This window comes from Mesorhizobium sp. M0189, assembly GCF_040322135.1.
GTDB lineage: Bacteria > Pseudomonadota > Alphaproteobacteria > Rhizobiales > Rhizobiaceae > Mesorhizobium.
Map to the genome: position 1 here is coordinate 395,460 of NZ_JAMYSW010000003.1, position 13,292 is coordinate 408,751.

The 13,292-nt window shown below is 62.4% G+C and carries 20 protein-coding genes; 12 read left to right on the forward strand and 8 right to left on the reverse strand.

What is annotated here, in order from left to right:
• Nucleotides 1-133 precede the first annotated feature (133 nt).
• The 3 genes from NKJ09_RS07680 (at nt 134) to NKJ09_RS07690 (ending at nt 2,865) form a co-directional block, all read left to right on the forward strand.
• Entirely contained in the window at nt 134-1,159 is a 1,026-nt protein-coding gene (locus NKJ09_RS07680; RefSeq protein ID WP_023720982.1) for a class I fructose-bisphosphate aldolase, read from the forward strand.
• A 151-nt stretch (nt 1,160-1,310) separates the two neighbouring features.
• Nucleotides 1,311-2,048 carry a DUF899 domain-containing protein gene (locus tag NKJ09_RS07685; RefSeq protein WP_352494181.1) on the forward strand — a complete coding sequence of 246 codons (738 nt, stop codon included), beginning with the start codon at nt 1,311-1,313 and terminating at the stop codon, nt 2,046-2,048.
• A gap of 85 nt (nt 2,049-2,133) precedes the next feature.
• The gene (locus NKJ09_RS07690) at nt 2,134-2,865 is read left to right on the forward strand and encodes an SGNH/GDSL hydrolase family protein (protein WP_023720980.1); all 732 of its coding nucleotides are present in this window, start codon (nt 2,134-2,136) and stop codon (nt 2,863-2,865) included.
• 117 nt (nt 2,866-2,982) lie between these two features.
• Here NKJ09_RS07690 and NKJ09_RS07695 read toward each other — a convergent pair whose 3' ends face one another.
• Entirely contained in the window at nt 2,983-3,144 is a 162-nt protein-coding gene (locus NKJ09_RS07695) for a hypothetical protein (protein ID WP_008873884.1), read from the reverse strand.
• A gap of 203 nt (nt 3,145-3,347) precedes the next feature.
• Here NKJ09_RS07695 and NKJ09_RS07700 point away from each other — a divergent pair, with 203 nt between their 5' ends.
• The 3 genes from NKJ09_RS07700 (at nt 3,348) to NKJ09_RS07710 (ending at nt 4,796) form a co-directional block, all read left to right on the forward strand.
• Nucleotides 3,348-3,515, forward strand: coding sequence for a hypothetical protein (locus tag NKJ09_RS07700; protein WP_023720979.1), 168 nt, complete (start codon nt 3,348-3,350; stop codon nt 3,513-3,515).
• Nucleotides 3,516-3,650: 135 nt separating this feature from the next.
• The gene (locus tag NKJ09_RS07705) at nt 3,651-4,058 is read left to right on the forward strand and encodes a hypothetical protein (protein ID WP_023720978.1); all 408 of its coding nucleotides are present in this window, start codon (nt 3,651-3,653) and stop codon (nt 4,056-4,058) included.
• An 18-nt stretch (nt 4,059-4,076) separates the two neighbouring features.
• Nucleotides 4,077-4,796 carry a helix-turn-helix transcriptional regulator gene (locus tag NKJ09_RS07710; protein WP_023678491.1) on the forward strand — a complete coding sequence of 240 codons (720 nt, stop codon included), beginning with the start codon at nt 4,077-4,079 and terminating at the stop codon, nt 4,794-4,796.
• A gap of 61 nt (nt 4,797-4,857) precedes the next feature.
• On the opposite strand, the gene NKJ09_RS07715 is transcribed toward NKJ09_RS07710, so the two are convergent.
• The 3 genes from NKJ09_RS07715 to NKJ09_RS07725 form a co-directional block, all read right to left on the reverse strand.
• Nucleotides 4,858-5,553 (reverse strand): DUF1013 domain-containing protein, encoded by a 696-nt coding sequence (locus NKJ09_RS07715; RefSeq protein WP_352480882.1) that lies wholly within the window; start codon nt 5,551-5,553, stop codon nt 4,858-4,860.
• A gap of 354 nt (nt 5,554-5,907) precedes the next feature.
• The gene (locus NKJ09_RS07720; RefSeq protein WP_023720976.1) at nt 5,908-6,048 is read right to left on the reverse strand and encodes a DUF1127 domain-containing protein; all 141 of its coding nucleotides are present in this window, start codon (nt 6,046-6,048) and stop codon (nt 5,908-5,910) included.
• Between the two features lie 132 nt (nt 6,049-6,180).
• Nucleotides 6,181-7,191, reverse strand: a complete 1,011-nt coding sequence (locus NKJ09_RS07725; RefSeq protein ID WP_352494182.1) for an NAD(P)H-quinone oxidoreductase — start codon at nt 7,189-7,191, stop codon at nt 6,181-6,183.
• Nucleotides 7,192-7,315: 124 nt separating this feature from the next.
• Between NKJ09_RS07725 and NKJ09_RS07730 the strand changes: the two genes are divergently transcribed.
• The 3 genes from NKJ09_RS07730 (at nt 7,316) to NKJ09_RS07740 (ending at nt 9,172) form a co-directional block, all read left to right on the forward strand.
• Nucleotides 7,316-7,510 carry a DUF1192 domain-containing protein gene (locus tag NKJ09_RS07730; protein WP_023720974.1) on the forward strand — a complete coding sequence of 65 codons (195 nt, stop codon included), beginning with the start codon at nt 7,316-7,318 and terminating at the stop codon, nt 7,508-7,510.
• 95 nt (nt 7,511-7,605) lie between these two features.
• Nucleotides 7,606-8,853 (forward strand): MFS transporter, encoded by a 1,248-nt coding sequence (locus tag NKJ09_RS07735; RefSeq protein WP_352480880.1) that lies wholly within the window; start codon nt 7,606-7,608, stop codon nt 8,851-8,853.
• Nucleotides 8,854-8,884: 31 nt separating this feature from the next.
• Nucleotides 8,885-9,172, forward strand: coding sequence for an ArsR/SmtB family transcription factor (locus tag NKJ09_RS07740; RefSeq protein WP_023720972.1), 288 nt, complete (start codon nt 8,885-8,887; stop codon nt 9,170-9,172).
• 147 nt (nt 9,173-9,319) lie between these two features.
• Here the strand turns inward: NKJ09_RS07740 and NKJ09_RS07745 are convergent, their stop codons facing one another.
• Nucleotides 9,320-9,976, reverse strand: a complete 657-nt coding sequence (locus NKJ09_RS07745; protein ID WP_352762561.1) for a glutathione S-transferase family protein — start codon at nt 9,974-9,976, stop codon at nt 9,320-9,322.
• A 61-nt stretch (nt 9,977-10,037) separates the two neighbouring features.
• Nucleotides 10,038-10,904 (reverse strand): alpha/beta fold hydrolase, encoded by an 867-nt coding sequence (locus NKJ09_RS07750; RefSeq protein WP_352494183.1) that lies wholly within the window; start codon nt 10,902-10,904, stop codon nt 10,038-10,040.
• A gap of 97 nt (nt 10,905-11,001) precedes the next feature.
• Between NKJ09_RS07750 and NKJ09_RS07755 the strand changes: the two genes are divergently transcribed.
• From NKJ09_RS07755 to NKJ09_RS07765, 3 genes are all read left to right on the forward strand, one after another.
• Nucleotides 11,002-11,526, forward strand: a complete 525-nt coding sequence (locus NKJ09_RS07755) for a winged helix-turn-helix transcriptional regulator (RefSeq protein ID WP_023720969.1) — start codon at nt 11,002-11,004, stop codon at nt 11,524-11,526.
• A 76-nt stretch (nt 11,527-11,602) separates the two neighbouring features.
• Nucleotides 11,603-11,833 (forward strand): hypothetical protein, encoded by a 231-nt coding sequence (locus tag NKJ09_RS07760; protein ID WP_023720968.1) that lies wholly within the window; start codon nt 11,603-11,605, stop codon nt 11,831-11,833.
• Nucleotides 11,834-11,933: 100 nt separating this feature from the next.
• Nucleotides 11,934-12,365 (forward strand): GlcG/HbpS family heme-binding protein, encoded by a 432-nt coding sequence (locus NKJ09_RS07765; protein WP_023720967.1) that lies wholly within the window; start codon nt 11,934-11,936, stop codon nt 12,363-12,365.
• A gap of 10 nt (nt 12,366-12,375) precedes the next feature.
• Here the strand turns inward: NKJ09_RS07765 and NKJ09_RS07770 are convergent, their stop codons facing one another.
• Together NKJ09_RS07770 and rpmF are read right to left on the reverse strand one after the other, a co-directional pair.
• Nucleotides 12,376-12,777 carry a hypothetical protein gene (locus NKJ09_RS07770; protein WP_023720966.1) on the reverse strand — a complete coding sequence of 134 codons (402 nt, stop codon included), beginning with the start codon at nt 12,775-12,777 and terminating at the stop codon, nt 12,376-12,378.
• Nucleotides 12,778-12,975: 198 nt separating this feature from the next.
• Nucleotides 12,976-13,158 (reverse strand): 50S ribosomal protein L32, encoded by a 183-nt coding sequence (gene rpmF / locus NKJ09_RS07775; protein WP_006203806.1) that lies wholly within the window; start codon nt 13,156-13,158, stop codon nt 12,976-12,978.
• Nucleotides 13,159-13,292: the final 134 nt, after the last annotated feature.

Consider the following 13,292-nt stretch of genomic DNA (forward strand, 5'->3'; position numbering starts at 1 on the left):
GTTAATAACAGCGCGAAGCAGTGCGCTCGCGATTTTCAATCGATTCGCGCTTCTCCGACGAAAGGGTTCGACTTGAACCTGCGTTGCTCTGGTGGTCTGCTGGGTACGGGTCAATTCTTTCAGGAGAAGCACGATGAGCGAACGTCTCGAGGACATTGCCGCCGCGATGGTGGCCAACGGCAAGGGCCTACTGGCTGCCGACGAGAGCTCCGGCACTATCAAGAAGCGCTTCGACGTCATCGGCGTCGAGTCGACCGCCGACAGCCGCCGCGACTATCGCGAGATGATGTTCCGCGCCAGCGATGCAATGACCAAGTACATTTCCGGCGTTATCCTCTATGACGAGACCATCCACCAGAAGGCCGCCGACGGCACGCCGCTGGTCGACATCATCAAGGCATCAGGCGCCATTCCCGGCATCAAGGTCGACGCCGGCGCCAAGCCTCTGGCAAGATTTCCCGGCGATACCATCACCGAAGGCCTGGACGGCCTGCGCGAACGCCTCGCCGACTATTACAAGCTTGGCGCCCGCTTTGCCAAATGGCGCGCGGTAATCGACATCGATGTTGCCAAGGGGGTGCCTTCCGCCACCTCGATCGGCTCGAATGCCCATGCGCTCGCCCGTTACGCCGCGCTTTGCCAGGAAGCCGGCATCGTGCCGATCGTCGAGCCGGAGGTGCTGATGGACGGCGCTCATGACATCGACACTTGCTACGAGATCAGCAAGGCGACACTGACAAAGCTATACACCGAGCTCTATGCGGCCCGCGTCGTCCTCGAAGGCACCATCCTGAAGCCAAACATGGTTCTCGCCGGCAAGAAATCGGGCAAGGTCAGCAGCCCCGACGAGGTCGCCGAAAGGACGATAAAACTGTTCCGCGAGACGGTGCCAGCCGCGATCGGAGGCATCGCCTTCCTTTCGGGCGGACAATCGGACGAGCAAGCGACCGCCAACCTCAACGCCATCAACGCCATCGGCCCGCATCCGTGGAAGCTGACCTTCTCCTACGGCCGCGCCTTGCAGGCCGCTCCGCAGAAGGCCTGGAGCGGCAAGGCGGCGAACGTCGCCGCCGCGCAGGCCGCCTTCGCCCATCGCGCCCACATGAACCATCTGGCAGCGCTTGGACAATGGCAGCCGTCGCTGGAGCAAGCCGCTTAACCGAATCCATCTTGCGTTTCTCCCGACCCGGGCCACGTGCCCGGGTTTTGCTTGAAAGCAGCAAGGGCTGCAATTTTCTTGCAACTGAAATGCAGCTCGGTGTCGGCATTCCTCGCTGCCGAACGTCCTCCGTGAAAAGAGGAGCAGACCTATGCCAAACAACAAGACCGTTTCGCAGGAAGACTGGTATCAGGCGCACAAGGCGCATCTGGCGCGCGAAAAGGAATTGACGCGCTTTCGCGACCGCGTCGCCGCCGAACGCCGCGAATTGCCGTGGCTGAAGATCCGCAAGGACTACGTCTTCGAGACCGAGCAAGGGCCAAAGAAACTGCCCGACCTGTTTGGCGGCAACAGCCAGTTGATCGTCTACCATTTCATGTTCGGGCCGGGCGCCGATTATCGTTGCGAGGGCTGCTCGTTCCTTGCCGACCACATCGACGGCGCCAACCAGCATCTCAGGCACCACGATGTTTCGCTTGTCGTGGTGGCGCGGGCGCCGCTGGCCGAGCTTCTGCCCTACAAGCAGCGCATGGGCTGGAAATTCGACTGGGTGTCGTCCTACGCCTCGGACTTCAACTTCGATATCCAGGTGTCATTCACCGACAAGCAGATCGCGGCCGGCGACACGACCTACAATTTCGAGCGGCGCGCGCGGAGATCGAAGGACCTTCCCGGCACCAGCGTGTTCTATCGCGACGAGAAAGGCGACATCTTCCTGACTTTCATCTCGCGCTCCAGAGGCGGCGATCCGCTGATCGGCGCCTATCACTATCTCGACCTGACGCCGAAAGGCCGCAACGAAACCGGGCCGCATCATAGCCTCGCCGACTGGGTGCGGCTGCATGACGAGTATGAAGACCAATCCGGGACGCATGACTGCTGCCATTGAGGCGACAGGCTGTCGCTGCAAGGTCGTTCACCTTCAGTGCAACATGCGCTAAGTGCTGTTCGCTGTGCCCTAAAAGGGATTTGCCATGCGGCGCTTTCCGACCCTTCTCACCTGGCTCGCCTTTCCGGTCTATGTCTGGCAAGGACTTGGCGTGCGTCGCCGCACCACCCGCATGCTGCCGGCACAAGGTCCGGTCATGCACGAGATATCAGGCCAGGCGCCGGCAATCTCGCTGCTGGTGCTCGGCGATTCCTCCGCCGCCTCAGTCGGCATCGGCAATTCCGAAAACGGATTGGCCGCGCAACTGGCCGTTCTAATTGCGCAACGCACCGGCCGCACCGTGCGCTGGCGGGCAGCCGGCTTCAACTCGGCAACCTCTGGCCAGATCCGCGATCATGTGCTGCCCAATCTGTCGGCCGATCCGTGGACGCATATCGTGCTCGCCATCGGCACCAACGACACCAAGAATTTTCATTCGGTACCGCGCTTCAAGCGCGATTTTGGCGGCCTGCTCTACGCGCTGCGCGCCAAATGGCCGGAGGCGCGCGTGGTGTGGTCGCCGGTGCTGGAGTTCACCCGGGCGCCGGCAATGCCGCCGCTGCTCGGCAAGATCCTCGAGATCCGCGCCGGCGAGATGAACCGGATGGGCGAGCGCCTTTGCCTCGAGCGCGGCGCCATACCGGCGCCCCGCCTGCCGATCACCGACGCCGAGGCCGGCTTTGCGTCGGATGGATTTCATGCTTCGGAAGCCGGCTACCGCGCCTGGGCGGAACATCTGGCCGGCTTGGTGCTCGCCAACGAACCGGGCGTCGCGTAGCGGCTGCCGGCACTAAAGCGCGTCGCGTTCGATTGGCCTCATGCGACGCTACTTTAGGTTCTTTGTTTTATGTATGTCGTTGGCGCAAAACCGCTGCACACTTTTGCGCGACATGCATTACGTCCAGTGTCCGAGCACCGCCGTAATCGAAATCGCCGCCATAGCCAACAGCGCCAGCTTCCAGAAATCGCTGCGCCGCTTCAGCCCCGGCCAGCCGAGCGGCTTGATGAGCTGGATGACCATCATGGCGATGATGACGAGCGCGAGAAGTTTCGACATGCAGCCTTTGATCAGCATCGCGGCTGGCTGTCAAAGCGGCTCCGCGATCGCGGTCTTTCCACCGCGGCACGCCTCTTTTCAGCACTGTTCGATCACTTCGGTGGACAAATCGGAACGCCGGTCGCGAGAGCCGCACCCTCCTGACAGACTGCTGTCAGTAGGGGTGTGCGATAGTGCCTGCATCGAAAGAGAGGAGACCAGCCATGAACGGTTTTACCATTCTGCGTAGCGTGCAGCACTATGTCGGCAAGATCCGGACGATGCGCAATGAGATCCGCACCCAGCGTTTCATGAACACCCTGCCGGCGGACATCCGCAAGGATATTGGCTGGCCGGACATGTATGGCGACCGCCACAATGGCGGCAATTGAGGCAATCTTTCTGCCCGGCGTTTGGATGCGGCCCGGCGATAAACAGGCATGCTGAAGCCTCCTGACAGTATGGTGTCAGGAGGCTCGTGCCATAGTGGGATGGCCGTCAGAGACGGACGGCCGAGAGGACGATCGATGAAAAGCTGGACCGACAGGCTGAACACGCCTGGCATCAACGGCATAACACCGTCGCCACGCACCATCGCTGATGTCGTCGAAGGCCAGCCGATGCTGGTTCCCACAGCTCGCCAGGTCGATGCATTCATCTGCGCCATCCCCGAAGGCATGGATATGGATATCCGGGCTTTGCGCACCGCGCTCGCCATCGAGCACGGTGCCGAGGTGACATGTCCGGTCACCATCGGCTATCATCTGCGTACCGTCGCCGAGGCCGCCAACGAGGATCTTGAGCGTGGCATGGCGCTGGGCGACATTGCGCCGTTCTGGCGGGTGCTCGACGCAAGCACGCCGACAACGAGGAAACTGTCCTTCGGCGCGGCCTCCGTCGCCGCGCAGCGCAAGCGCGAAGGGCTAGAGCAATAGACGCCGAGGGACCATACGATGCGCCGCGCCGACAGGCTCTTCCAGATCGTGCAGCACCTGCGCGGTGGCCGTCTGGTCACCGCCCAGAAGCTGGGCACGTGGCTCGAGGTTTCCGAGCGGACCATCTATCGCGACATCGCCGACCTGCAGTCGACCGGCGTGCCGATCGACGGCGAGGCCGGTGTCGGCTACATGATGAGGGAGGGTTTCGACCTTCCGCCGCTGATGTTCACGCGTGACGAGATCGTCGCGCTGGTCGCCGGCGCCCGCATGGTGCGCGCCTTTGGCGGCGCGGCCATGGCGCGAGCCGCCGACGAGGCGCTGGTCAAGATCGGCGCCGTGCTGCCCGACGCCGAAAAGGACCGCATCGCCCGCACCGAGATCCACACGCCGATGTGGGTGGTAAGCGACGCCGCCCGCGAAGCCATCGACCTGATTGAGCGGTCCATCGAGAAACGTCAGGTGCTGACCATCGACTATTCGGATGAGGCCGGCCGCAGCACCGCGCGCGACATCCGCCCACTCGGCCTGTGGTTCTGGGGCAAGGTGTGGACCTTGGTCGCCTGGTGCGAGATGCGCGGCGATTTCCGCGCCTTCCGCATCGACCGCATCGCCTCCGTGGTCATCGCCGGCCGCACCTTCAAGCCGGAGCGCGGCAAGCAGCTCGCCGATTTCTACCGCGCGGTGGAACGCAGCGAGGACTACGGCATGGCACCGGACCGGGCGGCGCGAAGCTGACACGGAAGATCGAAAAAAAAGCCCGCTTGAAAGCGGGCTTTTTGTTTTGGATGCGAGACCTCTATTCCTCTTCGCCCGTATCCTTGTCCTTCGACTTCAGCGCCGAGAGCTTGGCGAAGACGGCGTTGGCGTCGAGTTCGCGATCCTCGTCCTTTGGCTTTTCCGGCGCCGGCACCAGCCGTTCGGTCAAGGCGGCCGGCAGCAGCGTATCGCCGACCGGCTGCGCCTGCTCGCGGCCGCGCGAGGCGCGGTTGATTTCCATGTCGAGGTCGATCTGCGACGTCAGGCCGAGCGTCACTGGATCCATCGGCTGGAGATTGGCGGAGTTCCAGTGTTTTCTGTCGCGGATCTGGTCGATCGTCGACTTCGTCGTGCCGACAAGGCGGGAAATCTGCGCATCCTTGAGCTCGGGATGGTTGCGCACCAGCCAGAGGATGGCGTTGGGCCGGTCCTGGCGCTTGGACAGCGGAGTGTAGCGCGGACCCTTGCGCTTGGATTCCGGCACCCGCACCTTGGGGTCGGAGAGCTTCAGCCGGTGGTTCGGGTCCTTCTCGGCGCGCGCGATCTCGTCGCGAGTGAGCTGGCCGGTCATGATCGGGTCCATACCCTTGATGCCTTGCGCAGATTCGCCGTCGGCGATCGCCTTGACCTCAAGCGGATGCAGTCCGCAGAACTGCGCGATCTGCTCGAAGGAAAGCGCTGTGTTGTCAACCAGCCAGACGGCGGTCGCTTTTGGCATCAGCAGCGTATTGGCCATTACAAAAATCCTTCTCGTTCGCCCGCGTTCCCGCGCGGGCGGTGGTTTACAGCCACCAAAATGGGAAAATCGCGGTCTATATAACTGCTCACTCGCCATTTCGCAATGTTTTTGGCAGGCGCGCGTCAAGGACGGCATGGCGGCGCGACCAGCAGACCGCGAAGGGTCGGCACATGAAGCCATGCAGTCGAAAGCTTCAAAAAGACAAAGCCCGCCAGACCAAGGTCGGGCGGGCTCGGAACCGGCGACGGAAATCCGTCTGCTACGGCTCTGGCTTCTAAGGCTTGATCCCGAACCGCGGCTCGGCGTTGCGGAAAAGCAGCGCCCGGTCTTCGGACAGGATCGTGCTCGAGATCAAAGCCCTTGGCGGGCGATTCTCTCTATGTCGCCGCGGTTGATGCCGAGATCATTGAGCTGACGAGCGTTCAGCCGGTTCAGTTCGCGCACGGTTTCGTTGTACATGCGCCAGTTACGGAAAGCGCGGATCGGGTTCATGGTAGTCCTCCATCGTTTCGATGCCGCGTAAATAGGCATCGGCGATGAAAAATTGAACAGACGCTTTTGCATGGCGGCAATGCGTTTGTTGCATTGCACCATTAAGCCTTCGTTCAGCCTGTTTACCGGCCGTCAGGCGACATCGAGCACAATCTTGCCAATGTGCTCACCCTCCTCCATCCGCTCATGCGCCCGCCAGGCTTCCTTGAGCGGGAAGATCGTGTCCATCACCGGTGCAACCTTGCGCGTGCCGAGCAGCGGCCAAACCTGCGCCTCCAGCGCAGCCGCGACTGCCGCCTTGAACTCCACCGTGCGTGGCCTGAGCAGCGAACCCGTGTGCACGAGCCGCTTGGCCATGATTTTGAAGAAATCGGCGCTCGCCACCGCTCCGCCCTGCGTCGCGATCTGGACGATGCGGCCCTCCACGGCCGCAGCCTCGTAGTTTCGCGCGACATAATCGCCGCCGACCATGTCGAGGATGACGTTGGCGCCCTTGCCGCCGGTTGCCTCCTTGACCGCGGCGACGAAGTCCTCCTCGCGGTAGTTGACCGTCCGGTCGGCGCCGAGCTTGAGGCAGGCGTCGCATTTCTCCTTGCTGCCGGCGGTGGTGACGACATAAGCGCCGAAAGCGGCAGCAAGCTGGATCGCCGTCGTTCCGATACCCGATGAGCCGCCATGCACGAGCAGCGTCTCGCCGCTCTTCAGGCCGCCGCGCTCGAAGACATTGTGCCAAACAGTGAAGTAGTTTTCCGGCAGCGCCGCCGCTTCGGTGTAGGTAAAGCCGGCGGGCAGCGGCAGCACGCTGCCGGCATGAACCTTGACATATTCGGCATAGCCGCCGCCCGCCGTCAGCGCGCAGACCCGGTCGCCGACGCGCCAGCGCGATATCTCGTCGCCGAGGGCGGCGACTTCGCCCGCCGCTTCCAGGCCCGGCAGATCCGACGCACCTGGCGGCGGCGGATAGGCACCCTTGCGCTGCTGCACGTCGGGCCGGTTGACGCCGGCGGCACGCACCCGGATCAGGATCTCGCCAGGGCCGGGTACCGGCACGTCGCGGGTTTCCGGTTTCAGCACCCGCGGCCCGCCCGGCTCCGAGATGGCGATCGCCATCATCCTGGCCGGAATTTTCTGTGCGTTCGCCATGAATTTTCCCGTCGTGTTTCGCCGGTTTCTAGCGCCAGCTGTTGCCGGCCATTTGCATCCATACCCCTGCCCTATGTATGCTCATTGGCAAATCAGGCAAATGGGCAATCACGGAGGAGCGACGATGGCGGTCTTCGACGACGAACCCAAGAAGAAAGCGCGCCCGCACGAGATCGGGCAGGATCTGTCGCTGCTTTCTGTCGATGAATTGTCCGAGCGGATCGGCATCCTGCGCGGCGAGATCGCCCGGCTGGAAGCCGAGCTCATGACCAAGGGCTCCACCAAGTCGGCGGCAGAGGCGCTGTTTCGCCGCGGATAGTACTGCGGGCAATTCCAAAAGCTCGGGCACGCCGCCGAAAAGCCCGAATGCCGCTGTCTCCAGACCTGTGCCCCGAACCCCAGCCGGATTGAACAATGTTCGCAAGCTACAGACCGATCCTCTCGCTGCTGCGCGGCACCGCGTTCCTGCTGGCGGCATCCGGGCTGCACGGGCTGCTGTTGCCGCTGCGCGGCCAGGTGGAGGGCTTCTCGACCGCATCGCTCGGCCTGATGGGCACGGCTTGGGCCGGCGGCTTCGTCACCGGCTGCTTCTTTGCGCCACGCATCGTGCGCCGCGCCGGTCATGTCAGGGCTTTCGGCGCCTTTGCCGCATCGGGAGCGATCGTCGCACTGCTCACCGGCCTGATCATTGATGAATATACCTGGATCCTGCTGCGCGCCTTCACCGGCTTCACCATGGCCGGTGCTTTCATGGTCATCGAAAGCTGGCTGAACGAGAAGGCCACCAACGAAAACCGCGGCACCGTCTTCGGCCTCTACATGATGGTCACCTATGCCTCGATCATGGGCGGTCAGATGATCGTTGCCGGCGGCGATGTGAAATCGGCGTCGCTATTCATGATCACCGGCATTCTGTTTTGCCTATCACTGATCCCGACGGCGGTCTCGACGGCGTCGCACCCCAAGCCGCTGCAGGACGTGTCGCTTGACGTCAAAGGGCTCTACGTCAATTCGCCGGTGTCGGCGATCGCCTGCGTGCTGATCGGCATCGCCAACGGCGCCTGGGGCACGCTTGGTGCCGTTTATGGAGCTCGCATCGGCATCTCGACGGCCGAGATCGCGCTCATGATGAGCCTGGTGGTCATCGCCGGCGCCGCCATGCAGCTTCCGGCCGGGCGGCTCTCCGACACGACGGACCGTCGTTTCGTGCTGGCGGGCGCGGCTTTCGGCGCTGCGCTGTTCGCCATCGCCATCTTCCTGTTCGAACCGCGCTCCGGCGTCTTCGTTATCGTCTGCACCGCCGCCTACGGCGCCTTCGCCTACACGCTCTATTCGATCGCGGTGGCGCATGCCAACGACCATGCCCGATCGGAAGACTTCGTCAAAGTGTCGGGCGGCCTGCTGCTGCTTTATGGCTTCGGCACGATGATCGGCCCGCTGCTGGCCGCCGGCCTGATGGGCTGGATGCGTCCCGAGGGGCTGTTCCTGGCTACTGCGTTGGCGCATCTCTGCCTGGCCGCCTATACGCTGCTGCGCATCAGCCGTCGCGCGCCGGTGCCAATCGAAGGCCGCGATGCCTTCAAGACCCAGCCGGCCGACCGCTCGGTGACGCCGGAAGCGTTGCGGCTCGACCCGCGCAGAAAAGCTGAAACCGACGGTTGAGATTCGAGACGCTTTGCCCCACAAATAAGGCATGATGCTTTCCGACGCCTTCATGGCGATTGCCGATCCCAACCGGCGCTATCTCTTGGAAGAGCTCCGGCGCGGACCGAAGACCGTCAACGAACTGGCCTCTGGCTTGCCGGTGTCCCGCCCGGCCGTTTCGCAGCATCTGAAGGTGCTGCTTGATGCCGGGCTGGTCAACGCCAAGCCGGAAGGCACCAGGCGCGTCTATACGGTCAGCAATGCCGGCTTCCTAAAGCTCAACATCTGGCTCGACCAGTTCTGGGATGCAGAGCAGCTCGGTTCACCCGGAAGCTGAGAGGCGTCGTCCGCGCGTCGGGCAGCTCGTGCAGCCTCGGGCCTGGAGCAATTCCAGGAAAAGTGTGAAACGGTTTTCCGTCCGGAATTGCGCAAAAAACAAAAGGATCGAGCGGTTCGGCGTTTCCGTGAAACGATGAACCACTCTCTAGCCGTTGTTGTAGGGGAAGAGCTTGAAATAGGGCTGCGCTTCCTCGATCACACGGGCAACCGACGGGCGCCGCAGCAGCCGGTCGTGATAGCGCCTCACCGCAGGATATTTGTCGCCGAACGGCTCGACCTTGTTAGCGTAGAACAGCGCGGGGGCGGCGGCGCAGTCGGCCATGGTGAAGCTCCCGCCCACCGCCCATGTCCTCGACTGCATGTCCTGTTCGATGACGGCGTAGGAGCTGCGCAGCTGGGCGCGCGCCTGCTCGACGCCGAACGGATCGGTCTTGCCCTCCGGCCGCAGCCGGTCGCCGACGATCTTCTGCATCGGTTCCTGGACGTAGAAGTCATAGAAGCGGTCGGCGAGCCGGGTCTGGCGAGCGAGATCGACATCGGCGGGGATCAGTTCGGCCGGCCCAGGATAATACGCGTTGAGATATTCGATGACGATTGTCGATTCCGGCACGGTCCGATCCAGCGCTTCATCACGCAGTACCGGCATCTTGCCGAGCGGCCACAATTTCAGAAACGCCACGCGCGACTGTTCATTGCCGAGATCGACGACAACGGATGTGAATGGCGCGCCGTTCTCATAGAGCGCGATCAGCGGCTTCCAGCAGAAGGAGGCCAGTGGATGAAGATGCATAGTCAGGGACATTGGTTGTCGTTCCTTGGGTGGTTCGTCTCGCGGAAATTCGGTGTTGAGGTCAGGCTTGGTACTATTTGGCTTGGCTGTGGGTGACGATGGCATCGATGATCGCGGCCCAGTCGTCGGGATGCAGCTCGTGGCCGCCGCTCTCGATCCGGACCAGCCTTGCGCCGGCGACCGCGTCGGCAAGAGCGGCGCCATGCTCGACTGGAAAGATCGGATCGTCGGTGCCGTGGATAACGAGGAGCGGGATCTTCATCTCGTGCAGCCGCCCCGTCCAGTCCTGGCCGCTCCGATCTTCGCCGCTCGCATCTTCGCCGCTCTTGAGCATGAAATGATTGGTGGCGCTTAGAAAGCCGCCGGACCGGTCGTAATCCTGTTCGACGAAAGCCCGCGTGCGCTGCTCGTCGAATGAGCGTGCGGTGCCGGTGAGCGCATACGCGTCCTTGACGATGAAATCGACCGCCTGGCCACGGTCAGACCAGTCGACCTTCGCGCCTTCGTCCGAATGTTTCCTGTAGGCCTCGGTGGTTCCGGGCAGATGCGACGTATCAATGCCCAAGGGCGAGCTGCTGATCACCGTAAGCGAAGTGACACGCGACGGGTATTTCAACGCAACGAGCTGCGCAATCACGCCGCCCATCGACATGCCGACCACGTGCGCCTTTCGGATTCCCTGGTCGTCAAGGACGCGGATGGCATCGTCCGCCATGTCGTCGAATGTATAAGGCGGCTCGCCCGGCGCGTATTTCGTCGAACGGCCGGTATCGCGATTGTCATAGCGGACCACGAAGCGACCCTCGCCGGCCAGCTTCCGGCAAAACGCTTCCGGCCACCAGAGCATGGAAGCCATGGCGCCCATGATCAACAATACCGCCGGATGTGCCGGATCGCCGAACGTCTGGGATACGATTTCGGGGTGTTCGGCGTTTCTCATGGCTTTCCTCCTCGGGTCGCGAATCTGATTGCAATTTGCAATCGGTTGCACGATATTAAAACCGATACGATAATGCAACCGGTTTTTGGAGATTCGCATGAACATCGATCGCCGGTCCGGATGTCCGATCAATCTGTCGCTCGAAGTGTTCGGCGATCGGTGGAGCCTGATCATCCTTCGCGACATCATCTTCGGCGGCAGACGCCACTTTCGCGAGCTGCTCAATGGCTCGATGGAGGGCATCGCCTCCAACATCCTCGCCGACCGGCTGAAACGGCTGATGGAGCTCAGCATGCTGACCAAGGCGGACGATCCCTCCCACAAGCAGAAGGCGATCTACAGCCTGACCGAAATGGCTATTACGCTGGTGCCGATCCTGGCGCATCTCGGCGCCTGGGGCCGCGTCTGGCTCCCGGTCAGCGAAGAGCTCTCTATCCGTGCCGAGCTTCTGGAAAAAGGCGGCCCGCCGATGTGGGATAAGTTCATGAACGAGTTGCGCCACGAGCATCTAGGTGCGTCTCCCGCCCCATCTGGACCCACCGTGCGCGCGACGTTGCAGGCCGCATACGATGCGGTGATCGCCCGCAATGCGGAGCGAGTCGGGTGCGATCCGGCGCCATGACCAACTTATTTTCCCAATTGCGGGCTGGCTCTGCTATCAAGGGACTGAAGATAATTTACCGGATTGGATAACGCTCTTGGTCGAGAACTCTAAGGACACTGCCCGTGCGCGGGCCGATTTGCGTTTCAAGAAACAGGAAGAGGCAGCCACGGTGCGCCAGAAGGCCATGGCGGAATATGTCGCCGAGAGCGACGCTCGCCAGGCCAAAACCAACAAGCTGCGGGCGCTGCGCCTCGCCAAGGAAGCGGAAGACCTGGCCAATGCGCCTCCGGCGCCGGTGAAGAAGTCCCGCGCCAAGAAGAAATAAGCCGGCGCTCCTTGGATCGCATTGCTTCGTTTCGTACGCGGAACAGTTTTCACCGCGATCTGTTCTGCCGGTTGATAACTGGCGCGTTTAGGAGGCGGCCATGACCGCACTGACGCTCGACAAAGCCCTTGAGATCATCGCCGCCGCCTTTGCCAAGGGTGCCGAGCTCAAGCTCAGGCCGCTTGGCGTCTCGGTGCTCGATGCCGGCGCCCATCTGGTCTCGTTCCAGCGTCAGGACGGCGCCTCGTTCCTGCGTCCGCAAATGTCGGCCGGCAAGGCCTATGGCGCGCTCGCTATCGGCATGGGCTCGCGCCGGGTGGAGGCTTTCGCCAAGGAGCGCCCGCATCTGATAGCCGGCGTCTCCGACGTGTCGGGCGGACGCGTCCTGCCGGTCGTCGGCGGCGTGCTGATCCGCGATAAGGCTGGCACGATCATCGGCGCCGTCGGCATTTCCGGCGATACGTCGGACAATGATGAAACGGCAGCCATCGCTGGCATCGAGGCGGCTGGCTTCACCGCCGACCCGGGCTGAGCCGGAATCCTTAATTCATGTTGATGTCGCGGCTGGCCGACCGCATCGACACCGAAAAGCCGGCCAGCACGTCGATCAGTGCTATGACCATCAGTGTGAAGAAAACGGAATGGGCGGCGCCCTTCACCAGCAGGAATTCGACCAGATAGGCCACAAAGACGAAGGTCGACAAAAGGTGGTCCATGATCGAGGCATTTGTCGTTCGCGTCGACTTCACCACTTCGACGAACAAGAAGATCAATGCGATCAGCACGATGAGATCGCCGAGGGTCATCGAGAACACCCCGCCCGACATCATCCGGACCGAAAACATTTCGGTCGCCCACGGGTCGTCGCCGCTGCCGAATATTCCCAGAAGCCCGAGATTGTAGAGAATGAAAGGCACGATCAGCAGCGGAATGGCACCGAACATGTGGCGGCTCCGGTTGGACTGATCTTTGTAGAGTGCGCCCGGCGTTCGCCGTCAAGAATTTTCGTGCGGCCCATAAACACGGACAAAGACGGCGTGAAACAACAATGTCAGCCCCGGTCGACACGATCAGTTGTCGACGAACGCAAAAAGACCGGCCAGTGGCCGGTCTTTTGCAATAATAAACCGTCGAAAGCTGTCTCAGCTTTCCTTCGGCTCCAGCACCTGGCGACCGCGATACATGCCGGTCTTCAGGTCGATATGGTGCGGACGGCGCATCTCGCCGGAGTTCTTGTCCTCGACATAGGTCGGGGCCTTCAGTGCGTCGGCGGAACGGCGCATGCCGCGCTTCGACGGAGAGGTTTTTCGTTTCGGAACGGCCATGGATATGCTCCACTACATGGTCAAAACGCCCCGGCGGCCCTCGTGAAAGGGCCACGTCAGGGGCCGGAATCTGAGAAAGTCGGCTGCCTATACACGCCCGATGGCGTTTTGGCCAGCGTCGCGGTGTTTTTTTT